Annotated in this window: 28 protein-coding genes; 9 read left to right on the forward strand and 19 right to left on the reverse strand. The window is 69.7% G+C overall.

Features of this window, described 5'->3' with window-relative positions; genetic code table 11:
* Positions 1-54: 54 nt before the first annotated feature.
* From V6M51_RS11435 to V6M51_RS11475, 9 genes are all read right to left on the reverse strand, one after another.
* Positions 55-672: a glutathione S-transferase family protein gene (locus V6M51_RS11435; RefSeq protein ID WP_332767260.1), complete on the reverse strand. Its 618-nt coding sequence runs from the start codon at positions 670-672 to the stop codon at positions 55-57.
* Entirely contained in the window at positions 669-1,082 is a 414-nt protein-coding gene (locus V6M51_RS11440) for a hypothetical protein (RefSeq protein ID WP_332767262.1), read from the reverse strand. Before V6M51_RS11440 ends, V6M51_RS11435 begins: the two co-directional genes overlap by 4 nt.
* Entirely contained in the window at positions 1,079-1,795 is a 717-nt protein-coding gene (locus V6M51_RS11445; protein ID WP_332767263.1) for a DNA alkylation repair protein, read from the reverse strand. Before V6M51_RS11445 ends, V6M51_RS11440 begins: the two co-directional genes overlap by 4 nt.
* Positions 1,796-1,798: 3 nt before the next feature.
* The gene (locus V6M51_RS11450; protein WP_332767264.1) at positions 1,799-2,287 is read right to left on the reverse strand and encodes an SRPBCC family protein; all 489 of its coding nucleotides are present in this window, start codon (positions 2,285-2,287) and stop codon (positions 1,799-1,801) included.
* A 68-nt stretch (positions 2,288-2,355) separates the two neighbouring features.
* Positions 2,356-2,721, reverse strand: coding sequence for an ArsR/SmtB family transcription factor (locus V6M51_RS11455; protein ID WP_332767266.1), 366 nt, complete (start codon positions 2,719-2,721; stop codon positions 2,356-2,358).
* Between the two features lie 71 nt (positions 2,722-2,792).
* The gene (locus tag V6M51_RS11460; protein WP_332767268.1) at positions 2,793-3,722 is read right to left on the reverse strand and encodes a DUF5996 family protein; all 930 of its coding nucleotides are present in this window, start codon (positions 3,720-3,722) and stop codon (positions 2,793-2,795) included.
* Between the two features lie 24 nt (positions 3,723-3,746).
* Complete coding sequence (locus V6M51_RS11465) at positions 3,747-4,304, reverse strand: NADPH-dependent FMN reductase (protein ID WP_332767270.1); 558 nt, start codon at positions 4,302-4,304, stop codon at positions 3,747-3,749.
* 43 nt (positions 4,305-4,347) lie between these two features.
* Complete coding sequence (locus V6M51_RS11470) at positions 4,348-5,661, reverse strand: NAD(P)/FAD-dependent oxidoreductase (RefSeq protein ID WP_332767271.1); 1,314 nt, start codon at positions 5,659-5,661, stop codon at positions 4,348-4,350.
* Positions 5,662-5,723: 62 nt separating this feature from the next.
* On the reverse strand, positions 5,724-7,262 hold the full coding sequence (locus V6M51_RS11475) for an acyl-CoA synthetase (RefSeq protein WP_332767272.1): 1,539 nt from the start codon (positions 7,260-7,262) through the stop codon (positions 5,724-5,726).
* 144 nt (positions 7,263-7,406) lie between these two features.
* On the opposite strand from V6M51_RS11475, the gene V6M51_RS11480 reads away from it, so the two are divergent.
* From V6M51_RS11480 to mopJ, 4 genes are all read left to right on the forward strand, one after another.
* Entirely contained in the window at positions 7,407-8,291 is an 885-nt protein-coding gene (locus V6M51_RS11480) for a crotonase/enoyl-CoA hydratase family protein (protein WP_332767273.1), read from the forward strand.
* A 59-nt stretch (positions 8,292-8,350) separates the two neighbouring features.
* Positions 8,351-9,574, forward strand: a complete 1,224-nt coding sequence (locus tag V6M51_RS11485; protein WP_332767275.1) for a DUF2336 domain-containing protein — start codon at positions 8,351-8,353, stop codon at positions 9,572-9,574.
* 220 nt (positions 9,575-9,794) lie between these two features.
* Complete coding sequence (locus tag V6M51_RS11490) at positions 9,795-10,220, forward strand: MucR family transcriptional regulator (RefSeq protein WP_332767277.1); 426 nt, start codon at positions 9,795-9,797, stop codon at positions 10,218-10,220.
* Positions 10,221-10,444: 224 nt separating this feature from the next.
* Positions 10,445-10,933: a motility/cell cycle regulatory protein MopJ gene (mopJ, locus tag V6M51_RS11495; protein ID WP_305677401.1), complete on the forward strand. Its 489-nt coding sequence runs from the start codon at positions 10,445-10,447 to the stop codon at positions 10,931-10,933.
* 52 nt (positions 10,934-10,985) lie between these two features.
* Here mopJ and V6M51_RS11500 read toward each other — a convergent pair whose 3' ends face one another.
* Together V6M51_RS11500 and V6M51_RS11505 are read right to left on the reverse strand one after the other, a co-directional pair.
* Positions 10,986-11,414 (reverse strand): SufE family protein, encoded by a 429-nt coding sequence (locus tag V6M51_RS11500; RefSeq protein ID WP_332767279.1) that lies wholly within the window; start codon positions 11,412-11,414, stop codon positions 10,986-10,988.
* Between the two features lie 45 nt (positions 11,415-11,459).
* Positions 11,460-12,251, reverse strand: coding sequence for a sensor histidine kinase (locus V6M51_RS11505; protein ID WP_332767281.1), 792 nt, complete (start codon positions 12,249-12,251; stop codon positions 11,460-11,462).
* Positions 12,252-12,451: 200 nt separating this feature from the next.
* Between V6M51_RS11505 and V6M51_RS11510 the strand changes: the two genes are divergently transcribed.
* Positions 12,452-14,116, forward strand: coding sequence for an MFS domain-containing histidine kinase (locus tag V6M51_RS11510; protein WP_332767282.1), 1,665 nt, complete (start codon positions 12,452-12,454; stop codon positions 14,114-14,116).
* On the opposite strand, the gene V6M51_RS11515 is transcribed toward V6M51_RS11510, so the two are convergent.
* Positions 14,113-14,985 (reverse strand): hypothetical protein, encoded by an 873-nt coding sequence (locus V6M51_RS11515; protein WP_332767284.1) that lies wholly within the window; start codon positions 14,983-14,985, stop codon positions 14,113-14,115. The two genes, V6M51_RS11510 and V6M51_RS11515, sit on opposite strands and share 4 nt — an antisense overlap.
* 128 nt (positions 14,986-15,113) lie before the next feature.
* On the opposite strand from V6M51_RS11515, the gene V6M51_RS11520 reads away from it, so the two are divergent.
* The 4 genes from V6M51_RS11520 (at position 15,114) to V6M51_RS11535 (ending at position 19,319) form a co-directional block, all read left to right on the forward strand.
* Positions 15,114-15,446 carry a DUF1491 family protein gene (locus tag V6M51_RS11520; protein WP_332767285.1) on the forward strand — a complete coding sequence of 111 codons (333 nt, stop codon included), beginning with the start codon at positions 15,114-15,116 and terminating at the stop codon, positions 15,444-15,446.
* A gap of 97 nt (positions 15,447-15,543) precedes the next feature.
* On the forward strand, positions 15,544-15,912 hold the full coding sequence (locus V6M51_RS11525) for a hypothetical protein (protein WP_332767287.1): 369 nt from the start codon (positions 15,544-15,546) through the stop codon (positions 15,910-15,912).
* 44 nt (positions 15,913-15,956) lie between these two features.
* On the forward strand, positions 15,957-17,555 hold the full coding sequence (locus V6M51_RS11530) for a peptide chain release factor 3 (RefSeq protein WP_332767289.1): 1,599 nt from the start codon (positions 15,957-15,959) through the stop codon (positions 17,553-17,555).
* 390 nt (positions 17,556-17,945) lie between these two features.
* Positions 17,946-19,319 (forward strand): hypothetical protein, encoded by a 1,374-nt coding sequence (locus V6M51_RS11535; RefSeq protein WP_332767291.1) that lies wholly within the window; start codon positions 17,946-17,948, stop codon positions 19,317-19,319.
* Here V6M51_RS11535 and V6M51_RS11540 read toward each other — a convergent pair.
* From V6M51_RS11540 to V6M51_RS11570, 7 genes are all read right to left on the reverse strand, one after another.
* On the reverse strand, positions 19,316-20,413 hold the full coding sequence (locus V6M51_RS11540; RefSeq protein ID WP_332767293.1) for a DUF2336 domain-containing protein: 1,098 nt from the start codon (positions 20,411-20,413) through the stop codon (positions 19,316-19,318). The genes V6M51_RS11535 and V6M51_RS11540 overlap by 4 nt on opposite strands.
* A 13-nt stretch (positions 20,414-20,426) precedes the next feature.
* Positions 20,427-21,119: a hypothetical protein gene (locus V6M51_RS11545; protein WP_332767295.1), complete on the reverse strand. Its 693-nt coding sequence runs from the start codon at positions 21,117-21,119 to the stop codon at positions 20,427-20,429.
* Positions 21,120-21,170: 51 nt separating this feature from the next.
* Positions 21,171-21,929 carry an ABC transporter permease gene (locus V6M51_RS11550; protein ID WP_332767297.1) on the reverse strand — a complete coding sequence of 253 codons (759 nt, stop codon included), beginning with the start codon at positions 21,927-21,929 and terminating at the stop codon, positions 21,171-21,173.
* Positions 21,926-22,675 carry an ABC transporter ATP-binding protein gene (locus V6M51_RS11555; RefSeq protein ID WP_332767299.1) on the reverse strand — a complete coding sequence of 250 codons (750 nt, stop codon included), beginning with the start codon at positions 22,673-22,675 and terminating at the stop codon, positions 21,926-21,928. The genes V6M51_RS11550 and V6M51_RS11555 overlap by 4 nt, the downstream gene beginning before the upstream one ends.
* A gap of 45 nt (positions 22,676-22,720) precedes the next feature.
* Positions 22,721-23,038 (reverse strand): endonuclease domain-containing protein, encoded by a 318-nt coding sequence (locus V6M51_RS11560; RefSeq protein ID WP_332767300.1) that lies wholly within the window; start codon positions 23,036-23,038, stop codon positions 22,721-22,723.
* A gap of 56 nt (positions 23,039-23,094) precedes the next feature.
* Positions 23,095-24,099, reverse strand: a complete 1,005-nt coding sequence (locus V6M51_RS11565; RefSeq protein ID WP_332767301.1) for an ABC transporter substrate-binding protein — start codon at positions 24,097-24,099, stop codon at positions 23,095-23,097.
* 83 nt (positions 24,100-24,182) lie between these two features.
* Positions 24,183-26,279, reverse strand: a complete 2,097-nt coding sequence (locus V6M51_RS11570; protein ID WP_332767303.1) for an ATP-binding protein — start codon at positions 26,277-26,279, stop codon at positions 24,183-24,185.
* Positions 26,280-26,409 lie beyond the last annotated feature (130 nt).

The following is a 26,409-nucleotide window of genomic DNA, read 5'->3' on the forward strand; positions in this document are numbered from 1 at the left end:
GCGAACAGCTCACAAGGCGAAGCTTAGACCGATCTGTCGTCGCGCGCGAGGGCCCTAGCCGCCGGCCGCCCGCGCCTGGGCCCGCTGGTAGGCTGGTCGCTCGGCCAGGCGCTCGCGATAGGCGACCAGGCGATCGGGGATCGCGCCGTTCAGCGCCCCGCGCCAGATGCCGAGCGCCGTGCTGACGGCGATGTCGGCTAGGCTGAAGGCCTCGCCGGCCAGGTAGGGCTGGTCGCCCAGGGTGTCGGAAACATAGCCCAGGGCGTGGGCCATGCGCTCTTCCAGGCCGAGCACCGACCAGTTGCGCTTGTCGCCCTCGGGGGCGACGAAGTGGGCGGCCATCAGGGTGTTCATACTCCCCCCGAGCGTCGCCTCGGTCAGGACGGTCATCTGCAGCACCCGGGCAAGCGCCGCCGGATCGTCCCCGGCCGGGAGCAGCGGCGTGGGGCCGTAGCGCTGCGCCAGGTAGAGCATGATGGCGACGGATTCGTTGATCGCCACCCCGCCGTCGTCCTCCAGGAACGGAACGCCGCCGGCCGGATTGCGGGCCCGGTAGTCGTCGGGGAACGGGAAGGGGACGACCTTCACCTCATACGGCAGGCCCATCTCCTCGCACTGCCAGAAGATGCGCAGCCCCCGCGCGCCGCGGGCGAAGTTGTAGACCTTAATCATTTGGACCTCCGATAGAGGTAGCCGCCGAGCCAAGTGAGCGGCAGGCCGGTGACCGCCAAGGCGATGGGATACCAGCGTGGGCCAAGGCCCATGTTCCAGGTGGCGACCACCGCCGCCGTGCCGACCGCCGTGCCGATGACGCCCAGGATGAAGGCGTGACGCAGGGGCCGGCTGGGGGCGAGCCGGGCGCAGACATAGCCGCCCAGCACGGTGATGACGCAGCGATAGGCGAGGGCCAGGGCGTTCAGGGCGGGATCGTGCATGCCCTGCTCGGGTGGCGGGTACACCTTCAGCGCATGAAGCACCGCGTCCGTGGCGGTGGACAGCACGACGACGGTGACGAAGCCCGCGATCACCGCGAGCACGCTTCGCCCGATGCGGCGGGGAGGGGACGCGACGTCCAGAGTCATTGGAGTTCCTCGGTCTTGGCCCGCGGCGTCCGCCGGGGCTTGGGGGTGCGTGTGAGGTCCCGCAGGGCGTCCTTGCCGATCCAGCGCGAGGTGGGGTCGGGGGAGGCCGCTAGGCGGCGGGCGGTTTCCAGGGCGGCCGCCTTGAGCACGGGACTGCGCTTGCCGCCGATGGCGCGCAGGGCCCAGCTGACGCCCTTCTTGACGAAGTTGCGGTCGTCGCGCGCGGCGGCCTCGATGAGGGCCAGGCCCCGAAGGAAGGGTTCGTCTCCGTCGCCCTTGCCGTGCAGGGCCAGGCTGGCGAGCAGGGCGAAGGCGGCGCGCTTCTGGAACTCGTCGGTCCGTTGCGCCCACGGCGCCAGCCTGTCGAAGGCGTCCGGGGCCTGGTCGAACAGCTTGAAGCAGACGGTGTCGACGATGCCCCAGTTGTCGAAGTCGGCGCACCAGAGATCCATCTGTTCCGGCGTCACCTGGGCGGGGTCGTCGATCAGCGAGGCCAGCATCCGCGCCTCGTACCAGCCGGTCTCCCAGAGGGCTTGAGCCAGGTCGTGGCGCCGGCCGATGGCCTTGGCGATCTTCTGCATATTGGCCATGGAGACGCCGAAGGCCTTGGGCGCCTCGATGCCGAAGCGCGCCATGTTCTCGCGGTCGTGGTTGGTGGCCTTGTCGCGCAGCGCGGCCAGGGCCGCGACGACCTCATCCTCGAGCGTGGCCACGGTTCAGGCGGCCAACAGGGCGTCGAGCCGGGCGTAGCCCGCCTCCATGCCCGCGGCCATGTCGGTGGCCAGCATGGCGTCGCGCACCGCCTTGGACGGATAGCGGATGGTGGTGGTCAGGGTCGTCCGGCCGCCGTGCTCGGCAAGTTCGGACGTGACCAGGCTGGGCTCGCCGGCGGCGTCGAACATCTCGGTGTCGAACAGCTCCGTGGCGACCAGCCGATCCGGAGGGGCGATCTCCTGATAGACGCCGCCCATGCCCATCTCCTCGCCGTTCTCGCCATGCCAGACGTAGCGATAGGCGCCGCCCACGCGCAGGTCGATCTCGCAGACCGGCATGGTCCAGCCGGGGGGGCCAAGCATCCAGCGCCGCAGCAGTTCCGGCTTGGTCATGCAGTCGAAGACCAGCCGGCGCGGCGCGTCGAAGTCGCGGACCACGACGATCTCACGATCGGTCGGCGCGGTGATCTTCAGTGTCTTTTCAATCGTCACGGTGTTCGACCTCTGGTCTTCTTTTCGTCCGAAGGACGAACGGGCTCGGTGCGATCCGACAGTCGGCTTCAGCTATCTTTGCGGCGGCGTGCCACGGGCAGGCCCTCCTTCGCCTTCAGTTCGTCCAGCAGGTTGTCCAGCCGCTGGAAGTTGGCGTCCCAGACCTGCCGATAGCGCTCCAGCCAATCGTTCACCCCGGCCAGGGCCTCGGCCTCGATCCGGCAAGGCCGCCGCTGGGCGTCGCGACCGCGCGAGATCAGTCCGGCCCGCTCCAGCACCTTCAGGTGTTTGGAGATCGCCGGCTGGCTCATGGCGAACGGCTCGGCCAGCTCTGTCACCGAGGCCTCGCCGGTCACAAGCCGGGCGAGGATCGCCCGCCGGGTCGGGTCGGCCAAGGCCGCGAAGGTGGCGTCGAGCTGGTCGGACGGCGTCATTACATAACTCATTAGTTCTAAAACTATGTGGTTATGTATGGAGCCCAGGCCGTCGTCAAGTCCTCAAGCCGCTAGGACGCCCGCGGGCGGCCGGGGGCGCCGAGCGGGCACTCCAGGGCGTCGCGATCCCAGTCCGCGGTATCGGCCGCCGCGGCGTAGGTGGAGGCGAGGAAGGCCAGCAGCGTCGCGTCGGGGTCGCTCGCCGTCCGCACCGTCTCGTAGGGCAGGATGAACTCGCCGAGACCGGGGTCGAAGCGCGCGCCGGCCGGCCCCGCGGCGGCCGTCCGGAACCCCGCCGGTTCCGGATAGGCGTAGGAATAGAAGACCGCCTCCTCGCAGCCGGGTCCGCCGGGCCAGAAGCCGGCGCTGCTGACCTCGTGCGAATAGGCTTCGCGGGCCACGACGTCGGGCAGGTTCGGGACGCCGCCGGGATGGGGCGGCGCCGGGCGACCCGAGAACCGCGTCACCGCCAGGTCGAAGCTGCCCCAGAAGAAGTGCACCGGGCTGGCCTTGCCGAGGAAGCCGGTGCGGAAGGTCTTGAACACGCGATCGGCCTGCAGCAACGCGCGCCAGAAGCGCTGCGCCTGATCGGGGTCATAGGTCCGAGGCGTCCGGTTCTGCTCGAACGGCACGGCGTCGGGCAGCTCGTTGGGCGCGCCGTGGATGGTCACCGGGGTCCCTAGGGTCCGAAGGGCCTCCAGGACCCGGGCGTGGAAGTCGGCGACCGACATCGGCGCCAGGGGCAGGACGGCAACTGGGCCGTCGGTGCGGATCCTCAGCACCTGGTCGACAAGGTCGAACTCCAGGTCGAGGGGCCGGGCCGCATGGTGGATGAGCCCCGTCGTCAGGCCCCGCGGCGTCACATAGAGCGGCGTCTGCCAGGAATGGTTCAGCCAGGGCGTCAGGGCCAGGCGCACCTTGCCGACGATCTGGGTCCAGAGGTGCAGGGTCCGGTAGGTGTCCTTCCAGGCCGCATAGGGCAGGGCCGGCCAAGCCGTCATGGGAAGATCTCCTGCGCGGGGCGGTCAATCGGTCTTGAATCGGAGCGCCCAGGCGAGCAGGGCGACGAGATAACGCCGCAGGTGCTGCGTCGTCGCCTCGTCGGTGAGCGCGCCCTCGGCGTCGAACTTCTCGTGGGCCCGGAACACCAGGATCTCCGGCTGGGGCATGGCGTAGCAGTTGGTGAACTCGAAGGCCTGGCGAAGCTGGCTCTGGCCCCGCGCGCTGCCGGTCATGCCGGGCGAGGCGCCGATGATCCCCACCGGCTTGCCGTTCAAGGCGGAGTCCTGGGCCGGGCGGGAAGCCCAGTCGACGGCGTTCTTCATCACGCCCGGGACGCCGTGATTGTACTCCGGGGTGACCATCAGGACGGCGTCGGCGCGGCGCAGGGCCTGCTTGAAGGCGACGACGCCTTCCGGATCGCCGGTGGCTTCGACGTCGCCGTTGTAGAGCGGGATCGCCGCCAGGTCGAAGATCTCGAGGCTCATCCCATCGGGCGCCAGGGCCTGGGCGGCGCGCAGCAGGGCGCGGTTGTAGGAGCCCTGGCGGAGGCTGCCGGCGAAGCCCAGTACGCTTACGGTCATCGGTCTTGCCCTTACACGATCCTCGCCCAATAGGCGGCGTGGATCAGGCGCTTGTAAAGCTGGCTGGCCGGGATTCGCCCCGGCCGCGGCCCTGGGTGATCAGACGGGCGCTGCGCTGGTCGCGGGTGTGGATCCACAGCCAGCTGATCGCCACGCTGAGGCGGTTGCGCACGCCGATCAGGAAGTAGATGTGCGCCAGGCCCCAGATCCACCAGGCCAGGGCGCCGCGCAGCTTGATGCGCCCGAAATCGATCACCGCCAGCCGCTTGCCGATCGTCGCGAGGCTGCCGGCATGCTTGTAGCGGAAGGGGATAGGCGCGATGTCGCCGCGCAGGCGCGCCCGGATCGCGTGCGCCACGTGCTGGCCCTGCTGCTTGGCGGCCGGAGCGATGCCGGGGACCGGCCGACCATCGGGGCCGGCGATCGTCACCGTGTCGCCGACGGCGAAGATCTCCGGCCGGCCGGGAACCGTGAGGTCCGGCCCCACCATCAGCCGCCCGGCGCGGTCGGTGGGTGCGCCCAGCCATTCGGCGGCTGGCGAGGCCCGCACCCCAGCGGCCCATATGATGGTCTTGGCCTCCAGGCTTTGCCCCCCGAAGACCACGCCCTCGGCCGTGCATTCCGAGACCGGCTGGTCGAGCTCGACTTCCACCCCGAGACCTTGCAGCGCACGCAAGGCGTAGGTCGAGAGGTCCTCGTCATAGCCCGCCAGCACCCGTGACCCGGCCTCGATCAGGACCACGCGGGCCTTGCGGGTGTCGATGTTGCGGAAGTCGGGGGGCAGGGTGTCGCGGGCCAGTTCGGCGATGGTGCCCGCCAACTCTACACCGGTCGGGCCGGCGCCCACGATGACGAAGGTCAGCAGGGCCATGCGGCGGGCTGGGTCGGTCTCGCATTCCGCGCGCTCGAAGGCGAGCAGGATGCGGCGGCGGACGGTGGTGGCGTCCTCGAGGGTCTTCAGGCCCGGGGCGAATGGCTCCCACTCGTCATGGCCGAAATAGGCGTGGCGGCATCCGGTGGCCAGGACCAGGGTGTCGTAGGCCAGGGCCTGGCCGTCCTCGAGCAGGACGCGGTGGGCGTCGGCGTCGACCCCGACCACCGTGGCCAGCAGGGTGGTGACCTCCGGCCGCCGGCGCAGCAGGTGGCGGATCGGCCAGGCGATCTCCGAGGTCGCCAGCGAGGCCGTGGCGACCTGGTAGAGCAGCGGCTGGAAGAGGTGGTGGTTGCGCCGGTCCACCAGGGTGACGTCGACCGGCGCTCCAGCGAGTTGATGGACCGCCTGCAGTCCGCCGAAACCGCCGCCGACGATCACAACGCGATGGCGGCGTCCGGCCCGGATGTCGGTCGGCAGGGTCATGGCGCGAGCGCTCCCGGATGCGTCGGCCCAGCCGACGACGGGAGGCGTCGCCGGTCAAGGCGCTAGACGATCTTGGAGCCTTCCTTGCCCCAATAGGCGTCGCGGATCAGCCGCTTGTAGAGTTTGCCGGTGGGATGGCGCGGCAGCTCCTGCATGAAGTCGATCACGCGGGGCGACTTCACGTGGCTGAGATTGGCGCGGCAGAAGGCGGCGAGTTCGGCCTTGAGCTCGTCCCCGGCCATGGCCCAGTCCATGGGCTGGATCACCGCCACCACCTGTTCGCCCATCTCCTCGTGCGGCGCGCCGACCACGGCGGCGTCGGCGACCTTGGGGTGGGTGATCAGCAGGTTCTCGAGCTCCTGCGGATAGATATTCACCCCGCCCGAGATGATCATGAAGCTCTTGCGGTCGGTGAGGTACAGGAAGCCCTCCTCGTCCACCCAGCCCACGTCGCCCAGCGTCGTCCAGCCGTACTTGTTGGTGTTCTCGGCGATCTTCTCGGGCGCGTTGTGGTAGGTGAGCGGCGTCCCGCCGCCGAAATAGACCGTGCCCTCGGTGCGCGGCGGAACCTCCTCGCCGTCCTCGCCGACGATGTGCAGCTCGGCCGTCGTGGCCTTGCCAACCGAACCTTTGTGGGTCAGCCAGTCGTGCGGGCCGATGTAGCAGAAGCCGTTACCCTCGCTGCCGGCGTAGTACTCGTGGATCACCGGGCCCCACCAGGCGATCATCTGCTCCTTCACCGGGATGGGGCAGGGGGCCGCGGCGTGCACGGCCGAGCGGATGGAGGAGACGTCGTAGCGGGCCCTGACTTCCGGCGGCAGCTTCAGCATCCGCACGAAATGGGTCGGCACGAACTGGCCAACGTCGATCTGGTGCTTCTCGATCAGCCGCAGGGCGTCCTCGGGATCGAACTTCTCCATCTGCACCACGGTGCCGCCCAGGCGATGGATGCTCATGCACCAGCGCAGCGGCGCGGCGTGATAGAGCGGGGCCGGAGACAGGTAGATGCTGTCGTCGCGGAATCCGAACAGGCCCTGGGCCATCATCGCCAGGGGGCTGGGGGTGTCGATGGCCGCCCCGGTCAGCGGCGGCTTGATGCCCTTCGGCCGGCCGGTGGTGCCCGACGAATAGAGCATGTCGGCGCCGGCGCTCTCGTCGGCGACGGGGCTGGTCGGCATCGGCGCGCGGGCGGCCTCGAAGCTCGCATAGGGCGCGCGCGCCTCGCCGACCATGAACAGCTTCACCCCGGGCAGCAGGGCGGGCAGCTCGTCGACCACGGGACCGACCCCGGCGGAGGTGATCAGCACCTGCGCCTCGCAGTCCTTCACGATGTACTCGATCTCGCCCGAGGTGAGCTTCGATGAGATACAGGCGTAGTAGAGGCCGCAGCGCTGGGCCGCCCAGGTGATTTCGAAGAACCGCGGATGGTTCTCCATCAGGATGGCGATGACGTCGCCAGCCTTCAGGCCCATGGACCGGAACAGGTGCGCCCCCTGGTTGGACCGCTCGTCCAGCTCCATGTAGGTCACTGTCTCGCCGGACCCGGCCATGATGTAGGCGGCGCGGTCGGGATGGGTCTTGGCGTGCGTGGCTGGATGCATTCTGTTCTTCCTCGCGGCGGCCGGACGCGTGTCGCCGCGCCTCGGCCGTCCTCCCAAACTTATCGTTGTTCAGGCGCATATGCGGCGCTTGACGGACCGTCCGTCAAGCGGGGCGAAATGCGGAAAATCGCGAGGGAGAACCAGATGGCGGCCCAGACTTTCGAAACCCTGAAACTTGAGGTCGAGGACGGCGTCGCGGTTCTCACCCTCAACCGGCCCGAGAAGCTGAACGCCTTCAACACCCAGATGATGAAGGACATGATCGCGGCTTTCGACGTCACCGACGCCGACGATGCGGTCAAGGCGGTGATCGTCACCGGGGCCGGACGCGGGTTTTGCGCCGGAGCCGACCTGTCGGCCGGCGCCCAGACCTTCGACTACGAGGCGCGTGGCGGCGAGGACAAGGCCGCTCGCACCCGCGAGGGCGTGCAGCGCGACGGCGGCGGCCTGGTGACCCTGCGCATCTATGAGAGCCTGAAGCCGGTGATCGCCGCGGTGAACGGACCGGCGGTGGGCATCGGGGTGACCATGCAGCTGGCGATGGACATCCGCATGGCCTCGACCGAGGCGCGGTTCGGCCTGGTGTTCGCCCGCCGCGGGCTCAATCCGGAGGCGGCCTCCTCCTGGTTCCTGCCCAAGCTGGTGGGTGTCCAGACCGCGCTCGAGTGGTGCTATACGGGTCGCGTCTTCCCGGCTCAGGAAGCCTTCGACCGCGGCCTCGTCCGGTCCCTGCACGCGCCGGAGGACCTGCTGCCGGCGGCCAAGGCCCTGGCCCGCGAGATCGCCGACAATACCGCGCCGGTCTCGATCGCTATCACCCGCCAGCTGATCTGGCGCATGGCCGGCGCCTCGCATCCGATGGAGGCTCACCGCGCCGACAGCCGCGGCATCCAGGTCCGCGGCGCCATGGCCGACGCCCGCGAAGGGGTGATGTCGTTCCTGGAGAAGCGACCTCCGGCCTTCCCGAACAAGGTCTCGTCCGACCTGCCGGATATCTGGCCCGATTGGGATCCGCCGCAGTTCCGCTGATCACGGCCGGTTAAGCAGGCTATGGTCTGATCGCGTTCGATTCGTCATCGGCTCGATCCATGAACCAGGCCGCCTCCTCTTCCGAGCACGATCCTGCCTCCGACGCCGCGCAGGCCTTCCGCGCGCGCGGCGCCCTGCTGAAGCGGATGGCCGACGTCGTCTGTCTGCCCAGTTCGCGGGTGAACGCTTTCGAGCGCTCCATGACCGCCGACCTCTTGGTCGACATGCTGCGCGAGGCCGAGCCGGATGAGCGCAAGAAGGTGGCGCGCCGGCTGTCCACGCTCACCGAGATTCCGGCCAGCCTGGTGCGCCTGCTGTTGCGCGACCACGTGGACGTGGCCGAGGAGCTGCTGATCGAATGCCCCTCGCTGTCGGACGCCGATCTGCTGGACTGCATTCGCCTCACCGACCTGGAGCATCGACGGCTCGTCGCCCTGCGGCGCGGCGTGAACGAGGTGGTCTGCGACGTCCTGATCGAGTTCGGTGAGATCATCGTCATCGAATGCCTGCTGAAGAACGATCTGGCTCGGCTCTCCAACGCCGCGGTCGAGGCGATCGTGGCCCTGACCCGTGGAGATACCCGGCTGACCGCGGCCCTGCTGCGGCGCTCGGAGCTGCGGCCGGCTCACGCCTATGTGTTGTTCTGGTGGGCCGACGCCGAGACCCGCCGCACCATCCTCCAGCGGTTCGCGGTCAGTCGCGAAGTGCTGCAGGAAGCGACCGGGGACATCTTCGCGCTCGCCGCCGCCGAGGGATGGCAGGATCCCCTGTCGCGCAAGGCGCTGCAGTTCATCGAACGGCGCCAGCGCAACCGCGCGGCTATCGACAAGAGCCCCTTCGACAGCCTGGAGGCCGCCGTGGCCGCGGCGCAGGACGGTCTCACCCGCGAGATCGCCGAGGAGATCTCCTACCTCTCCGGGCTCAAGCCCATGACCGGCGCCAAGATCTTCACCGACCCCGGCGGCGAGCCCCTGGCGATCCTGTGCAAGGCCACCGGCCTGCCGCGCCAGGCCCTGCGCGCGCTCTGGCGCGGCTTGAAGCGCCCGGAGACTGAGGACAGCGGCGCATTGTCGCAGGCGCTTGAGCGGGTGATGACAACTTACGACATGATCGCAGTCGACCGGGCGCAAACTGTTCTGCGTTACTGGAACTGGTCGCTGACCTCGGCCCTGACACCGGCTCTGCTCAGGGCGATTCGTGACGGCGACGAAGACGGCGTCGACGAATACTCAGCACCTCAAAGGGCCGCCATGCTGGCGCTGTCAAAGGAATTTGGGCGCTAATCTTGGCGTTCGCGCAATGGGCGAGTGACGTCTTCACGGTTGTGCCTGCAACCGATTGGTGCGGCGCGTCAGTTCTCTAATGACGACGAACGTGTTCGTTCAATCGCTCAACTGAGTTCCAGCCTTGTGCTTGGGACAAGACCGATATATTGACGCCATGACTGATGTCGTGAATCAGTCATCCCCCAAATTGTGCAACGCACTCACGGAACCGAGAAAAATGGACGAGAAATCGGAAGTCATTGAGATGACGGCGGATATCGTATCCGCTTACGTCGGAAACAATTCGGTCGCAGCGGCGGATCTTCCCAATCTCATCCAAAGCGTCCACCGCGCTCTGGCGGGGATCTCCTCGGGTTCGGACGTTCAGGAAGCCGCGCCGAAGGAACCTGCGGTTCCTGTGCGCCGGTCGATTACGCCGGATCACCTTGTTTGCCTGGAAGATGGCCGCAAGTTCAAGTCGCTGAAGCGGCATCTGCGAACGAAATACAATATGAGCCCGGAGGAATACCGGGCGAAGTGGGGCCTGCCGAAGGATTATCCGATGGTCGCCCCGAATTACGCCAAGGCGCGTTCGGACCTGGCCAAGCAGATGGGCCTGGGCCAAGGCGGCCGTCAGGCTCCGCGCAAGCGGGCCAGCAAGTAAGCTTCGAAATAAATTCGAGCTCCAGGAAACGCCCGCCCACCGGCGGGCGTTTTCTTTTGCGCGTCCCGGCCTCGGGGGCGCCGCTGGGGAGGTTCCCGAGGACCGCTTCGCCACCTTTTGGCCTGATTTCTCGTCGCACCCCCCGTTTTCCACTTGCCGGTGAATCACCGGGCGGGCGATAAGTGATTCGTCGCGATTCCAAGGGGTTGTTAAGGAATCTGAATATGGCCGCACAGATAGGAGCTTCCGCGGCGGCCGCCCGCGCCCATGAAGAACTCTATGCCTATTGGTCGGGGCTGCGACATGGGCCGCAACTGCCTGGCCGCGGCGATATCCGCCCCGAGGACTTCAAGCGCCTGCTGCCCACGGTCAGCCTGATCGACGTGCGGCGCGATCCCCTGGACTTCCGCCTGCGCCTGGCGGGCACCGGCCTCTACAGCGTCTATGGCCGCGAGATCACCGGCCGTAGCCTGACCGAGGTCTATAATTCGACGGCCGCCGAATACTGGCGCACGGAACTGACCAAGCTGGTCCATGATCGCCGCCCGGCCGTAGGCGTGCACAACCTTGCCTGGCGCGGCGCGGCGCACCTGTCGATCCTGTGGCTGCGCCTGCCCCTGGCCACCAACGGCAAGGACGTCGACATGATCATGGGTTACGACGCCGTGGTCGGGGTCCAGGGCGACACCATTAGCGGGATCAGAGCCGCTTAAATCTGAAGCCCGACGGGCGCCGAAACCGGTGGCCACTCTCGGCTGTCGCGCCTTAGGCGGCAGCCGCCAGCGCCTCGGCGTCGCGGCGCACCCGCCCCACCATCGAAACCAGTCCGTTCGACCGCTGCGCCGACAGGTGGCCGCTGAGGCCCAGTTTGTCGAAGGCGGCCTTGGCGTCGAAGTCCAGGATGGCCTTGGGCGGCCGCCCCGAATAGAGCCGCAGCAGCACCGCGATCAGGCCGCGCACGATGTGAGCGTCGGAATCGCCACGGAAGTCGACCGTGCCGTCGGCCTGGGGCTCGGTGACCAGCCAGACCTGGCTGGCGCAGCCGCGCACCTTGTTGGCGTCGTTGCGCTCGGCGTCGGTGAGCGGGGCCAGTTCACGGCCCAGGTCGATCACGTAGCGATAGCGCTCTTCCCAGTCTCCCAGCAGGTCGAACTCCTGGGCGAGGTCGTCAAGGTCGTGGTCGATGTCGGTCATATCACCGGCGACTTAGGGATCGGCGACCCGCAACGCAACCGGTGTTCAGCCGGCGGGCAGCCGGACGGTGGCGGTCAGGCCCTCGCCGGGGGTCGATTGCAGCTTCAGTCGGCCGTCCATGGCAAGGCATAGCAGGTCGACGATCGGCAGGCCCAGGCCCGCGCCCTCGCTGCGGCGGGTGAGGGCGTTTTCGCCCTGCTCGAAGGGCCGCAGCAGGCGGGGAAGGTCGGCGGGATCGACACCCGGCCCGTTGTCGGAGACATGGATCTCGACGTCGCCCTCGTGCGGGACGGCGCTGATCCGCACCGTGGCGTCCTCGGGCCCGAAGGCCACAGCGTTCTGGATCAGGTTGGTCAGCACGGTGCGCAAGCCGCGCGCGTCGGCGGTGACCGAGGGCAGGGCCCCCTGGTCGTCGATCACGATCCGGGTTCGGCGGGCGGCGATCTCGTCGCGCAGGCCGTCCAGCACATCGTCCAGGGCATGGTCGAGGGTCTCGGACCGCGGGTCCATGTCCATGGCCCGGCCTTCCAGCCGCGCGATCTCCAGGATCTGGTTGACCAGCTTCAGCAGCCGGTTGCCGCTGGTGCGGATGATCCCGGCATATTCCTTGTACTGCGGGGCGCCCAGCGGGCCGTACAGCTCCGAGGCGATGATCTCGGAGAAGCCCAGGATCGAGTTCAGCGGGGTGCGCAACTCGTGGCTGACCATGCGCAGGAAGGATCGCTTGGTCTCGTCCAGGGCCGCCTCGCGCCGCGCGCGGGGGCTCAGGCGTGGCGATTCGGAGGCGAGCTCTTGCGGTTCCGCCGGGTCGCTGGGAAGGAAAGCCGCCTGGGCCATGGGAAACCGGACGCCTCGAGGGCAGGGGAGGCCAAGGCTAGGCTCACGCGCTTACGATTTCGTTTCTGTGGAAGATCATACATTTGCCTGGTCGCGCCTCGCGCGAGCGCCCTCGCGGGGACTCAAGCGCGAGGGTAATGTCCCGGCCGGTCTTCTTTTCGAGAGGGCCTGGTTCGTTTCGAGAGGCGTAGCGCAACACCGTGGTCGAGGGCCTACCCGCCAGCAGGACGCCGAAGCCGAGGCGCCGATCGACGCGGGACCGCGACGCCGTCTGGTGGTGCGCGGGCTGGCTGGCCGTGGCCGCCGCCGGGGCCGCGGGCCTGGGCCTGGCCGGGCTCGCACCCACCGAGCGGGCGCTCACCGCGCTCGCCGTCGGCGCGCTTCCGGCCATGGTCGGCCTCTTCCTGCAACGCTCGCACGGGGACGGGGCGCGGCGCGCCCTGGTCCTCGGCTGGGCCCTCTGCGTCGCCCTGGCGGCTGTGATGACCGGCGGCGTCGCGGGCCCCCTGGCCGTCTGGCTGCTGTCGCCGATGGCCGCGGCCCTGGCCGTGGGCCGGAGACGGGGTCTCGCCTTCGGGGCGGCCACGTCGCTGGGGGCGGTCGGTCTCGCGGCCATGGCGGCCCTCAGCCTGCAGATTCCCCCACCGCGCCCCGACCTGGCGTTCGGCCTGTCCCTGATCGGACTCATCTCGAGCGCGCTCGCCTTCGGCGCGGGCCTGGTGACCCTGCAGCGGCAGGGCGAGCTCGAAGCCCTGCGCCGCGACCGGCGCGAGGCGCGGCTGCGCCAGGCCCTGGACGAGCAGCCGCACCAATTGCTGGGCGTCCATCCCGAGGGCCGCCTGACGGCCGTCTGGGGCGCCTCGCCGCCCGGGCTGGCGACGCCGGCCGCGTCCGGACGCCTGCTCAGCGACCTGGCCGCGCCCGCCGACCGGCCGCGCTTGATCGAGGCCCTGAAACGCGCCCTGGCAGAGGGGGCCGCGGAGGTCGCCTTCGTCCCCGACGAAGCGCCCGATGGCTGGCTGACGCTCAGCCTGCGCCGCACCTGGGATGGCCGGGCGGTGGGCGCCCTGCGTGACGGGCGGCCTGAACGCGAGCGCATGGCCGGGCTGGAGCAGGCCAAGGCCGACGCCGAGGCGCAGAACGCCGGCAAGTCGCGCTTCCTGGCCAATATGAGCCACGAGCTGCGCACGCCGCTCAACGCCATCATGGGCTTTTCCGATATCATGAAGCAGCGGCTGTTCGGCCCGCTGTCGGACCGCTACGGCGAGTATGCCGAGCTGATCCACGATTCCGGCACCCACCTGCTGGAGCTGATCAACGATGTGCTGGACATGTCGAAGATCGAGGCCGAGCGGTTCGAGTTGTCGCGCGAGGAATTCGACGCCCGCGATGCGGTCTCCGGGGTCCTGCGGCTGATGCGCGGCCAGGCCGACCGCGCCGGGGTCCAGCTCCGCGGCCTGCTGCCCAAGGAGGACCTGGACGTGGTCGCCGACCGCCGGGCCCTGAAGCAGATCGTACTGAACCTGATCTCCAACGCCCTGAAGTTCACGCCCCGCGGCGGGGCCGTGACGGTGACGGTTCGCGAGGAAGACCACCATCTGGAGCTGATCGTCGCCGACACCGGGGTGGGGATCAGCCGCGAGGACCTGGTGCGGCTGGGGCGGCCCTACGAACAGGCGGGAGACGTCAGCCAACGCTCGGCGGGCACGGGCCTCGGCCTTTCCCTGGTGCGCGCCTTCGCCGAGTTGCACGGCGGCCGGATGCTCATCGAGAGCCGACTGGGCGAGGGGACCACGGTCATCGTCCGCATGCCGGTGCTGCACGGCGCGGAGCTTCCGGCCCGGACGCCGGAGCCGGTGGCCTAGCGGGCGGCGACCTGCAGGAAGGCGCGGCCGGCGGCGAAGTCGCCGACCTCGACATAGGCCCGTCGCACGCTCTCGCCCTGGCCGTCGGCGAACAGGAACTCAACGGCCACGGCCTCGCGGGGGTCGAGGGCGGCGAGCGCCGCGGCCGCCTTGGCCGGGAAGCGGAAGGCCCAGCCCGACTTGAGGTCCTTGGGCAGCAGGTCGCGCCCGGCGCTGCTGCGGGCCTCGGCGGCGTAGGCGGTCTGGGCGGTCGCGGGCGGCAGGCGCCGCGCCAGGGGCAGGCGGCCGATGGCTTCGCCGCGATGATCCAGATAGGGGCCGAGCGTCAGGCCGGCGTCGCGCATCAGCAGCCGCGCGGCATACGGCTCCTGGCCGTCGGGGAAGCTCGCCACCGCCATCAGGGCGTTGGCGCCGTCGCGGCCGGCCAGGCCGAACACCATGCGGTTCCAGCCAAAGCTCACCGGCTGCTGCAGCCGCCAGCGGGCGGCCTCGCCGCTGGCGCGGTCGGCCAGCCAGGGGGCGTGGTCGCCGGGGTAGCTCATCCGGCTGAGCTGCGCGTAGCCCTCAAAGGCCTGGCGCACCCGGGCGGCGGCCAGGTTGAGATCCTCGGAATCGCAGGGCGTCAGGGCCGCCTTCTGGCGGGCGCGGCTTTCCACGGCCTTGAGCGTCGCCTGGTCGGTCCCGGCGCGCAGCACGGCGCCACGCGCCTGGGCCTGACCGGCGGCCAGGGCCGCGCCTGTCGGGGCGTCGAACAGGCTGCAGCGGCTGTCGGCGGCGGTCATCACCGTGCGCTCGTAGAAGAGGTCGACAGCCCCCGCCGTCGCGACGCCCGGCGCCGCGACGATCGTCGCGGCCAGCGTCAGCCCCACCCATCCACACCCGGCGAGCTGCGCGGTTCTGCGCGGTCTCGTCATGGCTCCTGCTTTTCTCGTATAGGTTCGAGAACTTGGGCGAAGCCTACAGGCTCGCCCTTTCCGTTCCGTTATCGAGACCAAACATGCTGCTCTCCACCGACATCTGGGTCGCGGCCCTGATCCGCAGGACCGAGTTGGGCGGCGGTTTCGCGGTGGTGGCGCGTAAGGGCGACGCGCGGGCCGGCAGCGTGCTGGTCAAGGTGTTGAACCGCGCCCAGGGCACGACCCGCCTCTATGCCGAGGCCACCCGCGGCGACGGCGAGCGCGTCTGGATGCAGCCCTCGCTCTCCGATCAGGAGCCCGAACTCGACCGCTATATCGAGCGCGCCGCGCGCATCGACCCCGACATCTGGGTGGTGGAGATCGACGATCGCGACGGCCGCCATTTCCTGACCGAGCCTGTCGAGCAGGGTTAGCGGCCCATTCACCGCCTTCTTCAACCGCGCTGAAAGCCTCGGCGTGCCAATTGTCGCGTCCCCCAAGACGAGACGCGGCGCCTGCATGCTGTTTTTGATGAACGACGTGGTCCTCAATCTCAGCGGCGTCAGGTTGTCGCCACAGATGGCCGCCCGCCGTTTCCAGTCCCTATCGTTCGAAGCCGTCGGCAAGCTGGGTTGCGAGCTGTTCGCCGAGAATCCCCTGCTCCACGTCAACCGGCCTGAGCGGGCCTGCCGGCTGGCCACCCTGATCATCGCCCGGGCGCCTCGGGTCAACGCGGCCCTGTTCGTGTCGCCCCGCTACGGCTGCGAGCCCGACGAGGTGATGTTCCGCGTCGCCACCATCGGCGCCGACACCATGACCGGGTTGTTGAGCCGCCAGGCCGAGGGGTTGCTGGACACCGTCTCGACCGACCGTGAGGTCTGGCGGCGGCTCGCCGCCTGAGCCTTCAGTTTGCGCCTGGGCCCGGCACGCGCTATCGCCCGCCCATGAGCCATTCTCCCGCCGCCGAGGCCGCCCGCCGGCGCACCTTCGCCATCATCTCCCACCCGGACGCCGGCAAGACGACCCTGACCGAGAACCTGCTGCTGGCCGGGGGCGCGATCCGCGCGGCCGGCCAGGTGCGCGCCCGCGGCGAGAACCGCCGCACCCGGTCCGACTGGATGAAGATCGAACGCGAGCGGGGCATCTCGGTCTCCGCCTCTGTGATGACGTTCGATCACGACGGCCTGATGTTCAACCTGCTGGACACGCCTGGCCACGAGGACTTCTCCGAAGACACCTACCGCACGCTCACGGCCGCCGACGCCGCGGTCATGGTGCTGGACGCCGCCAAGGGCATCGAGCCGCAGACGCTCAAGCTGTTCGAGGTCTGCCGCCTGCGCGACATTCCCATCGTCACCTTCATCAACAAGATGGACCGCGAGGCTCAGGACCCCATCGAGCTGCTGGACGAGATCGCCTCGAAACTGGCCCTCGACCCCGCGCCGCTCTACTGGCCGGCCGGCTCGGGCGGGCGGTTCAAGGGCATGCTGGACCTGCGCCACGACAAGTTCTTCCCCTTCGCCAAGAAGGGGTCCGACAAGGATGAGGGTCATCCGCGGCCGATCGCGTTCCATGGCGCCGCCATGGGCAGCTATCTCGACCCCGACGAGCAGGCGGAGCTCGAAGAGAACGCCATGCTCATCCGCGAGGCCTCGAAGCCCTTCGATCCCCAGGCCTTCCTGGAAGGCCACATGACCCCGGTGTTCTTCGGCTCGGCCCTACGCCATTTCGGCATCGACCAGCTGCTGGAGGGCCTAGGCGCCTACGCCCCGCCGCCGAAGGCCGTGTCGGCGGCGAAGGCCGGCGAACCGACCCACGTGGTCCCGGGCGACCCGGAGGTGACCGGCTTCGTCTTCAAGGTCCAGGCCAATATGGACCCCAACCATCGCGACCGCATCGCCTTCCTGCGGCTGTGCTCGGGCAAGTTCCAGCGCGGCATGAAGCTGAAGGTGCAGAACACCGGTCGCCAGCTCTCGGTCAATGCGCCGATCATGTTCTTCGCCTCCGACCGCGAACTGGCCGAGGAGGCCTTCGCCGGCGACGTCATCGGTATTCCCAACCATGGGATCCTTCGGGTGGGCGACAGCCTGTCGGAGACCGGGACCCTGCGCTTCGCGGGCCTGCCCAACTTCGCCCCGGAAATCCTCCAGCGGGTGCGGGTCAAGGATCCGCTGAAGGCCAAGCATCTGACCAAGGCCCTGCAGGGCCTGGCGGAGGAGGGTGTGACCCAGCTCTTCCGGCCCAATATCGGAGCGGACTTCATCGTCGGCGCGGTGGGCCAGCTGCAGCTTGAGGTGATGGCCGACCGGCTGGCCAATGAGTACCAGCTGGAGGTGCTGTTCGAGGCCGCCCCCTATGCCGAGGCCCGCTGGCTGGTGGGCGAGAAGGCCGACCTCGAGGACTTCGCCGGCAAGCACAAGATGGCCATGGCCGTCGACATCGACGATCAGCCGGTGTTCCTGGCCAAGTCGTCGTGGGAGATGGGCTACGTCGCCGAGCGCTTCCCGAAGGTCGCCTTCGAGCGGGCGCGGGAGCGGGCTTAGCAGCGGCCATTGACCGCCCGACCCGCCTCTTCCTCTCCACCCGTCTTCGGGGGGAGAGGGTAGGGTGAGGGGGGCGCTTCCGCCGCACTGAGCGTGTCGAAAGGCCGGATTGCGTCGCTTCGCGCCGCATCCCCTCACCCCACCCTCTCCCCTTGAAAGGGGAGAGGAGGAGATCGTCGCGTCCGATGTCGATGAGGGTCGGGTCGACCGGCCACGCAAGTTCCGGGCCAGAATTGGTTAATGCGGCTACACAACAAATTTAGATTTCATTAACCATAACAAGCACATTAACCACTTGTTTACGAACTCGGCTCCGGCTTTGCTCCGTCAGGCCTGAACCCCGCGTGGACGTCCCGTGTTGAGACGTCGGGGGTTTGTCGGAGCCTGACCATGTTCGAGTTCGGTCGTGAGCTGAAGCGCCTGTTCGGCCAGGATGGTCTTCGGCCTCCCCATGACGGCCTCACGGGCGGCGACTCCTCGCTCCTGGAACTTCTCGATCTCCGGCTGATCACCCAGGAGGGCAAGGCCGCCGACATCGCCGCCGGCCGGGTCGGCGCCAAGGACAAGGCCCAGCGCCGGTTGGAGAGCGCCATCGTCTGGCGCGAGGTGGCCCGCCGATCCGGCGACGCCGCCGCCCTGCGCAAGGCCGCCGCCACCGCCGAGGCCGCCGCCGAGGCCTTCGGCCGCGACCGCCGCCCCGACGGCTGGGCCCGCGCCCGCTGCGAGCAGGCCTTCTGCGCCATGCTGGGCGCCGAGCTGTTCGGCGATGAAGGCTTGAACGCCGCCGCCGACGTCGCCTTCCGCGAGGCCCGCGCCGCCGCGCGCGGCGGCCTTGCCCTGCCGCTGGCCGACATCGGCATCGCCGCCATCGAGGCGCGCGAGCGTATGGTCGCGGGGGACGCTCAGGCCGCCCGCATCGCCGCCGCCAGGTTCACCGTCCCCATCGCGGGACTCGAGGCTCTCACCCGCCGCTGCCGCGCCGCGCGCCTGCTGGCCGTGGAAGCCCGCCTGGTTCAGGCCGACATGCTGATGGGCTGGGGCGCGCGCCTGCGCGACGAGGAACTGCTGGCCGCGGCCCGGGACATCGCCGAGCGGGCCACAGATGGCCTGGACCCGGCCTATGAACCTCTGAGCTGGGTCCGCGCCGCGGCCCTGCGCGGCCAGGCCCTGGCCCTGCTGGGCGAGATCAGCGGCGAGGTCGAGACCTTGGCCGAGGCGGTTGGCGCGCTCGCCGACGTGCTGAACGAACTCACCCGCGACCACAGTCCGCTGGACTGGGCCCGGGTCCAGACCGCGCTCGCCCAGGGCTTGCAGGCGTTGGGCGAGGCCGGCGCCTCGGAACGCGCCTACGAGCAGGCGGTCACCTGCTACGACCGCGCCGCCCATGTGCTTAAGAAGGCGCCGGGCCTGTCGCTGCGGGCCTTCGGCGCCTCGAACCGCGCTCTGTGCCTAGCCCGTTCGGCGGAGCTCTCGGGCGACCTGACCGTGCTGGACGCCGCGGAGTCGGCCTTCAAGATCGAACTCTCCAACCTGGCCGCCAAGCGCGACCCGGCGGCCTGGGCGCTGATCCAGGTCAATCTGGCCCGCATCTACGAGGCGCGGCTGGACATCACCGGCGTCGATCGCGGCGAACGCGCCGCCGCCGCCATGGCGCTCAACGGAGCCCTGGACGTGTTCGGAGAGATGGGCCTGCGCTCGTTGAGCATCGTGGCCGCCGACGGCCTGGCCCGACTGACCGGCGGATCGGCCGCCGCGGCCGGCTAGGCCGCGGCGACGTCTCGGGTCTGCCGGCGCAGGCGCCAGAAGCGGATGGTCCGCTGGGCGGCTTCGCGCGGCAGGTTCTCGTAGAGCTCGCCATACTCGCGGGCCCGGCCCATGGCGTTGGAGTCGCGGTCGAGGATCAGCACCGCGAAGGTCAGGTACAGCGAACGCTCGAAGCCGGCCGCCTTGCAGACGATGGAGAGCGCGTCCAACTCGCGGCGCTCGAGGATTCGCCGGGCGGTGTGGAAGTCGATCTCGGCCAGTTCCGACAGGGCCACCAGGAACTTGCTGGTCTCGCGCTGGCGCAGGAAACCGGCCAGCACCTGAGGCGTGATGGCGCCGCGCAGGCGCAGGATGCGCACCTGCTTCTCGGCCTCGGAATAGTCCTGCGGCAGGGCGCCGTCGCGTTCGGCCAGCTGCTTGCGGCCGACGGCCAGGGCCGCGTCCAGGTCGGCGGGATCGACCTCGGCGTTGCGCGCCAGGATCTCGCCGCGCAGCTTGGCCTCGACCACGAAATACATCTCGTTCAGCAGATCGACCGGCAGGCTCTTGCGGGTGACCACGGCCTCGTGCAGGGCCGGGTTTTCCACGGCGCGATCCACGACGATCTCATGGACCTCGCGCGAAAGCAGCGCGCCTTCATTGGCCAGCAGCACGCCGACGGTCTCGTCGTCGCCGCGTTCGACGATGGCTTCGGACAGGGCCTCCGACACCAATGGGCGCTGCGAGATCGCGCGCAGGTGGTCCTGGCCGCGGGTGCGGGCCACCGACAGCAGGTCGTCCTCGGTCAGGGCGTGGGAGCCCTCCAGCACCGGGCGGGCGACCTCGATGGAGGCGTCGCGGGCCAGGTCTCGGATCAGGCCCTGCGGCGCGATCTCGGCCTGCGCCATCCTGTGGGCGAGTTCGGCGCGCACGGCCTCTTCCATTTCGCCGGCCAGTTGGCTCATGACGTCGTCGAACAGCTCCATCTCCGGGCCGCCCTTGAGGTCCTCGCTGGCGAAGAACAGGTCGGTCACGCCGCGCAGCAGCTCGCGCCGCCGTTCGCTGGACGGCTCCTGGGCCATCTCGATCAGGTCGTGGAGTTTGGTGCGCTGCATGAAGGGGTCTTCTTCAGAAGACGCCCGGACCGTCGTCCGGACCGTCGTCATCGGGTTTGGGGGAGGCTTGGACGCCGGCGTCCGGCGGGCCGATCAGGACGTAGCGGTCGCCTCCCGGCTGTTGGGGGATCGCGTCGGGCGTGAGCCCGTACCCGCGGTGGACCGAATAGAGCCGGGTGGCGCCGCCTGCGCCGCGCGGGGTCGTGGCGACCGAGGCCGGCGGACCGCCCAGCAGGGCGGGAGAAGGCGCGACGGCGGCGAGCCGGATCGGAGGCCGGGCGACAGGCTCCGGCGTGGGTGCGGTCGCCGCGACCTGTGGGAGCGCCGGGGGCGGCGTGTCATAGAGCGTGCCGGGCAGGTTCGCCTTGGGGGCGCTCCACTGCAGCGGGATCGGGGTCTGCGGCTGGAACTGCTGGTAGGCGCGCGGCTCCGGCGCGCGCTGGAGCCGCGGCGCGGGCGGCAAGCCGCCGGCGCGGAATTGACCCGCCAGCGCCAGCGGCTCGGGCCGCGACGAGGCGCGGGGATCGGCGGCGACCGGCGGGGCGGGCTGTGTCTTACGCGACCAGGAGAGGGTGGGGCCATCATAGGAAGCGCCGATGGCGGCGACCGCGGCGGTGGACGAGCGGTCGCCATAGCGATCACCCGCCATCTGGGCGGCGGCCGGGGAGGCGCTTGCGAGCGCGACGATGAGGAGACCCAGGCGCATGGTCCGCCAGGGTTAACCCCAAGCCGCTTAACCCCCGACTAACAGCTAAGCCTAACGCCCTCGCCACCATGTCAGGCCGGCGCGCTCGGCGCGGTCGAGCAGGGCGTGCAGCGCGACCCCCATCAGGCCCAGCACCACCAGGGCCGCGATCATGCGGGCGGTCTGCAGCTTGTTGCCAGCGTCGAGGATCTGCCAGGCCAGGCCGCGCACCCCGCCGGACCCCGCGCTGAACTCGGCCACCACGGCGCCGATGATCGCCAGGCCCGCGCCCACCTTGTGGCCCTCCAGCAGGAACGGCACGGCCGACGGCAGCCGCAACCGCATCACACGGCTCCAGCGGCCGGCGCCATAGAGGTCGAACAGCCGCTCCAGGTCCGGGTCGGCGGCGTGCAGGCCGGTGATCGCCCCGGAGAAGATCGGGAAGAAGGCCACCAGGACCGCGAGCGCGATGATGGCCCGCTCCGGATGGTCGATGCCGGCCCAGATCAGCACCAGGGGCGCGATCGCCACCACCGGGGTCACCTGCAGCACCGAGGCCAGGGGCCGAACGGCGGCCTCCAGCAGGGGGCTGAGGCCCACCAGGACCGCCACCGCCATGGCCGCCAGGCTGGCGATGACCAGGGCGATGATCGCCGTCGACAGGGTGATCCAGGCCGCCGCCAGCAGGACCGGCAGGTGCTCGACCAAGGCGAGCGCGACGGCCGATGGGGCGGGCAGGAAATAGGCCGGAACCCCCAGGGCCCGGACCGCGGCCTCCCAGGCGCCCAGCAGGACGGTGATCAGGACGAAGGGCGCGAGGGTGCGGATCATGCGGCCAGGGCCGCGCCGCGGGTGAGCAGGCCGGTAACCTCTTCCACCGCCGTGCGGAAGCTCTCGGCGATGCGGAATCCGGGCGGACGGGGCAGGGGGCCCTCGACCTGGGCGATCCCGGCGATCCGGCCCGGCCCGCGCGTCAGCACCACCACCCGGTCGGCCATGTAGACGGCCTCCTCCACATTGTGGGTGACGAAGACGATGGCCGGCCGCGAAGCCGCCCAGAGGGCCAGGACATCGTCGGCCAGCGCCCGGCGGGTGATCTCGTCCAGGGCCGCGAAGGGCTCGTCCAGCAGCAGAAGACGGGGTTCGGTGACCAGGGCGCGGGCCAGGGAGGCGCGCATGGCCATGCCGCCGGAGAGGGTCGCGGGGCGCGCCAGCTCCGCGCCGGCCAGGCCCACCCGGCCCAGCGCCGCCACCGCCCGCTCGCGGGCCTGGGCCCGGGGCACGCCGGACAGCTCTAGCGGCAGCGCCACATTGGCCCGCGCGGTCAGCCAGGGCGCCAGGGTCGGCGCCTGGAACACCACCGCCGTCTCACCGCGCCCGGGCGCTCGCCGGACGCGGCCGCGCGTCGGCGCCTCGAGGCCCGCCAGCAGCCGCAGGGCCGTCGACTTGCCGCAGCCCGAGGGACCCACCAGGGCCAGGATCTCGCCGGCCTCGACGCGGAGGTCGACGGGTCCGAGCACCGGCCCCCGCGGACCGTACTCGACCTCGACGCTTTCGAGCACGGCCACCGCCGTCATCTTTTCCTCCCACGTGAAATGGGGGAGGAAAAGATGCGGCGACGCTCATGGTTTTTGTCCGGCAAGGCTGGCGGCGAGAATCCGAAGCCCGTCTGCGATCTCATCTACGTCTTCGAAAACCGAGGAAGCTGTGATGCGTTGGACCACCAAGCTCTGCGATACAAGCCACCGGTCGCGCCGCTCATCGTGAGCGCGCTGGGCGTCCTCGCCATGGAGGTGGCCGTCGATCTCAACCGCGAGCCTTGCTGTAGGGCAGAAGAAGTCGAGGATGTAGACACCCACTGGGTGCTGGCGACGAAATACTGGTTCGTCCGGCAAACGCCGCCTCAAACGGGACCACAGCATGACCTCTGGCTCGGTCATCGTCCTGCGGAGGACCTTCGCCCTCTTGAGCGCCAGTATCGACGACCGCACTGGCGCTACTTCGCCGCCGGGGCCACGAACTGCAGGGTGTAGGCGCGCTTGAAGTCCATATCCTTGGGATAGACTCCCTGCGATGACGCGACCTCGAAGAACTCGGCCCAGCGGGCGTCGGTCATGACGCCGATCCCGCCCGCCTGGGCGTCGCCGGACTCGACGATGCCGTAGGATTTCAGCTTCTCGCGGGCCTGGTCGAGGATGTCCTGGGTCATTTCCGGATTGTCTTCGCGGATCAGGGCGTCGGCGGCCTTGGGGTCGCCGTGCAGATAGTCCTTCCAGCCCTGGGCCGTGGCCTCGACGAAGGCCTTCACCGCCGCCGGATCCTTGGCGATCAGGCTGTCGGGGACCAGGATCATGGTGGCGTAGCCAGGATAGCCCTCGTCGGCGAGCAGGAAGACCTTCGGCTTGATCCCGGCGGTCTTCTCGATGGTGTAGGGCTCGCTGGTGACATAGCCCTGCTGGGCCACGCGCTTGTCGGCCAGGAACGGGGCGGCGTTGAAGGTATACTTGCGCACCTGGTCGTCGGTGAAGTCGTACTTGGCCTTCAGCCACACCCAGAAGGCCGAGACCGAGGCGTCGGACAGTAGGATCGGATGGCCCTTCAGGTCGGCGATCTTATCGATTCCCTGACCAGGGTGGGCGATCAGGACCTGAGGGTCCTTCTGCATCATCGCCGCCACCGCCTTCACCGGCACGCCCTCCTGGGCGAGGTTCATGACGATGAAGCTGTTGGAGCCCATCCCCGCCTCGACTGCGCCGGACGCCAGCAGCTGGGGCACGTTCACCCCCGGACCGCCCTGGACGATCTGCACGTCGAGCCCGCGCCTGGCGTACTCGCCCGAGGCCAGGGCCTGGTAGAAACCGCCGTGCTCGGCCTGGGCCCGCCAATCGGTGGCGAAGCGGATGGTGGTCCGGCCGGCCTGGATGGGGGGTTCCTGCTTGGCCGGCGAACAAGCGCAGACCAGGGCGGCGAGCGCGACGGCGGCGAGGCGCAAGAGCTTCATGGACATCCCCCAACTGGACCGGGCGCGAGCCTAGTCGGCGACGCGGATGCTTCCAAGGCCCGCGCGGCGCAGGAGGGGGATTTCTAGGCTGCCGCCTCGGCGTCGGCGTCGTCGCTCGGGGCCAGCCACTTGGCGATCATGGCGTGCAGGACCTGGATCTGGACGGGCTTGCCGACCGCGTCGTTCATCCCGGCATTGAGGCAGGCGGCTTCCATCTCGGGCATGACGTCGGCGCTCATGGCGATGATCGGCAACGTGGCGTTCGCCCCGCCCAGGGCGCGAATCTGGCGGGTGGCCTCCAGGCCGTCCATGCGCGGCATGTGCACGTCCATCAGGATCAGGTCGCAGCCGCCCGAGCGCGCGGCCTCGACAGCCTCCTCGCCATTCTCGGCCATCACCACCTCGCAGCCCAGCAGGCCCAGCACCGTGGCGCCAAGTTCCCGGTTCATCGGGTGATCGTCGACCAGCATGATGCGGGCTCGCAGCGCCTCGGCGGCCGGTGCGGCGGTCTCCGCAGCCACGGCGGCCTCGGCCTGGGTGGCGGGGATCTCGAACCAGAAGATCGAGCCGGCGCCCGATCCGCCGTCGACGCCGATCTGGCCGCCCATCAGCTCAGTGAGGCCCTTGCAGATGGCCAAGCCCAGGCCCGTGCCGCCATGGGCGCGGCTGACGGAGGAGTCCACCTGGCTGAAACGCTTGAACAGCCGACCGATCTTGTCGGAGGGCACCCCGACGCCGGAGTCGGTGACCGTGAAGCGCAGGGCGCGACCGCCCTCGCCCTCGCGGACCTGGACGTCCAGGCGCACCCGGCCGGTCTCAGTGAACTTGATGGCGTTGGACAGCAGGTTCAGCAGGACTTGGCGCACCCGCAAGTCGTCGATCATCAGCGGTCGCTCAACCGGACCGATGAAGCCGAGCTGCAGGTCCAGGCCCTTGCGGCGGGCGGCCTCGGCGACGATGGCGAGCGAGTCCTGAGCGAGGGCACGTGGGGTGACTGGGCGGCGCGCGAGTTCGACCTCGCCCGCCTCCATCTTCGAAAAGTCCAGGACGTCGTTGACCACGGTCAGCAGCGAGGCGCCGGCCCGGTCGATCAGGCTTAGCTGGCGGCGGGCGGCCTCGGGCAGATCGCCGCGGCGCAGCAGCACCTCCGTGAAGCCGACGATGGAATTCATCGGCGTGCGGATCTCGTGGCTCATGGTGGCCAGGAACTCGGCCTTGGCCTGGCCGGCGGCGACGGCGCGGGCCTGGGCGGCGCGGGCCACCCGGGTGCGGCCGGCCCACAGGCGCTTGAGGCGCTTCTGGTCGGCGATGGCGAGCGCCATGGACAGGCTGGAGAAGAACGAAATGGCGATCAGGAACTGCAGGCTGCGGGTCTTCTCCATCATCGTCCAGGTCGCGCCCGTGGCCGGGCGGAAGTCGTTCAGCATGAGGCCCGCCCCGATCGCCGCCAGGACGAGCGCCGAGACCGCCGCCCCGCGCGGGCCCAGCCGCACGGCGATCAGGGTGAGGATGGGAAACACCATCAACGGCATGGGGAAGCGGATTGGCAGGAAGCAAAGGACGCTGGCCGCCGCGATCAGGCCGTAGAGACCGACCTGCTCCAGGACCGAGCGCCGGAAGTCCTCGCTGAGATCGCGCCGGGAAACCATCAGGATGACCGGCAGCACGATCGCCACGCCCAGGGCGTGGGCGTAGAACCAGGGGCCCAGGACCTCGTTGAAGCTGCGCCCGAACAAGGTGAGCGTATCCGCAGCGAGAACGGCGCTGGCGGCGGTGGCCGGCGCCACAGCGAGGGCGATCAGCCGTGCGACGCGCTTCAGGCTGGTCAGTCGCATGGTCTGGCCGCAGGTCTTATGGGCGAGCCAGGCGGTGGCCAGGGACTCGCCCAGGCAGAGCAGCGAGAAGGTCAGGCCGATCAGGGGCGGGTTGATCCGCAGATTGAACAGGAATTGGAAGGCGAAACAGACCGCGGCGACACCGAATCCCCAGCGGCGCGGCAGGAGCAGCAAGCCAGCGGCCACGATGCCGCTGCCGAGCCAGATTGTCGCCACGCCGCCCGAGGCGCGGGTCAGGCTCAGGCCGAACACCACGCTCGCCGCGAACCCCATGATCAGGGCCACGCTCAGCGTCAGGTGGCGTGATCGGCCGGCGCTCGGGCGCTTGGTGTTCTCCCGGGTCATGCCGCGATTTTCGCGCGGTGTGGCGACCAAAGACTTAAGGGCGTAGGCCAAACGTCAGTATGTCGCAGGCGCGCATAGCAAGAGGGCGACGCCACGGTCGCCCGGTGCGTCGCCCTCTAATCCAGATCCG

The organism is Phenylobacterium sp., assembly GCF_036677185.1.
In the GTDB taxonomy this organism is placed as follows: Bacteria; Pseudomonadota; Alphaproteobacteria; order Caulobacterales; family Caulobacteraceae; genus Phenylobacterium.

What these genes read in the sequence shown, in the direction of transcription:
- V6M51_RS11435 (WP_332767260.1), bottom strand. Translation starts at nt 672, where the DNA reads ATGATTAAGGTCTACAACTTCGCCCGCGGCGCGCGGGGGCTGCGCATC.
- V6M51_RS11440 (WP_332767262.1), bottom strand. Translation starts at nt 1,082, where the DNA reads ATGACTCTGGACGTCGCGTCCCCTCCCCGCCGCATCGGGCGAAGCGTG.
- V6M51_RS11455 (WP_332767266.1), bottom strand. Translation starts at nt 2,721, where the DNA reads ATGACGCCGTCCGACCAGCTCGACGCCACCTTCGCGGCCTTGGCCGAC.
- V6M51_RS11460 (WP_332767268.1), bottom strand. Translation starts at nt 3,722, where the DNA reads ATGACGGCTTGGCCGGCCCTGCCCTATGCGGCCTGGAAGGACACCTAC.
- V6M51_RS11465 (WP_332767270.1), bottom strand. Translation starts at nt 4,304, where the DNA reads ATGACCGTAAGCGTACTGGGCTTCGCCGGCAGCCTCCGCCAGGGCTCC.
- V6M51_RS11470 (WP_332767271.1), bottom strand. Translation starts at nt 5,661, where the DNA reads ATGACCCTGCCGACCGACATCCGGGCCGGACGCCGCCATCGCGTTGTG.
- V6M51_RS11475 (WP_332767272.1), bottom strand. Translation starts at nt 7,262, where the DNA reads ATGCATCCAGCCACGCACGCCAAGACCCATCCCGACCGCGCCGCCTAC.
- V6M51_RS11480 (WP_332767273.1), top strand. Translation starts at nt 7,407, where the DNA reads ATGGCGGCCCAGACTTTCGAAACCCTGAAACTTGAGGTCGAGGACGGC.
- V6M51_RS11485 (WP_332767275.1), top strand. Translation starts at nt 8,351, where the DNA reads ATGAACCAGGCCGCCTCCTCTTCCGAGCACGATCCTGCCTCCGACGCC.
- V6M51_RS11490 (WP_332767277.1), top strand. Translation starts at nt 9,795, where the DNA reads ATGGACGAGAAATCGGAAGTCATTGAGATGACGGCGGATATCGTATCC.
- mopJ (WP_305677401.1), top strand. Translation starts at nt 10,445, where the DNA reads ATGGCCGCACAGATAGGAGCTTCCGCGGCGGCCGCCCGCGCCCATGAA.
- V6M51_RS11500 (WP_332767279.1), bottom strand. Translation starts at nt 11,414, where the DNA reads ATGACCGACATCGACCACGACCTTGACGACCTCGCCCAGGAGTTCGAC.
- V6M51_RS11505 (WP_332767281.1), bottom strand. Translation starts at nt 12,251, where the DNA reads ATGGCCCAGGCGGCTTTCCTTCCCAGCGACCCGGCGGAACCGCAAGAG.
- V6M51_RS11520 (WP_332767285.1), top strand. Translation starts at nt 15,114, where the DNA reads ATGCTGCTCTCCACCGACATCTGGGTCGCGGCCCTGATCCGCAGGACC.
- V6M51_RS11525 (WP_332767287.1), top strand. Translation starts at nt 15,544, where the DNA reads ATGAACGACGTGGTCCTCAATCTCAGCGGCGTCAGGTTGTCGCCACAG.
- V6M51_RS11530 (WP_332767289.1), top strand. Translation starts at nt 15,957, where the DNA reads ATGAGCCATTCTCCCGCCGCCGAGGCCGCCCGCCGGCGCACCTTCGCC.
- V6M51_RS11535 (WP_332767291.1), top strand. Translation starts at nt 17,946, where the DNA reads ATGTTCGAGTTCGGTCGTGAGCTGAAGCGCCTGTTCGGCCAGGATGGT.
- V6M51_RS11540 (WP_332767293.1), bottom strand. Translation starts at nt 20,413, where the DNA reads ATGCAGCGCACCAAACTCCACGACCTGATCGAGATGGCCCAGGAGCCG.
- V6M51_RS11545 (WP_332767295.1), bottom strand. Translation starts at nt 21,119, where the DNA reads ATGCGCCTGGGTCTCCTCATCGTCGCGCTCGCAAGCGCCTCCCCGGCC.
- V6M51_RS11550 (WP_332767297.1), bottom strand. Translation starts at nt 21,929, where the DNA reads ATGATCCGCACCCTCGCGCCCTTCGTCCTGATCACCGTCCTGCTGGGC.
- V6M51_RS11555 (WP_332767299.1), bottom strand. Translation starts at nt 22,675, where the DNA reads ATGACGGCGGTGGCCGTGCTCGAAAGCGTCGAGGTCGAGTACGGTCCG.
- V6M51_RS11560 (WP_332767300.1), bottom strand. Translation starts at nt 23,038, where the DNA reads ATGACCGAGCCAGAGGTCATGCTGTGGTCCCGTTTGAGGCGGCGTTTG.
- V6M51_RS11565 (WP_332767301.1), bottom strand. Translation starts at nt 24,099, where the DNA reads ATGAAGCTCTTGCGCCTCGCCGCCGTCGCGCTCGCCGCCCTGGTCTGC.
- V6M51_RS11570 (WP_332767303.1), bottom strand. Translation starts at nt 26,279, where the DNA reads ATGACCCGGGAGAACACCAAGCGCCCGAGCGCCGGCCGATCACGCCAC.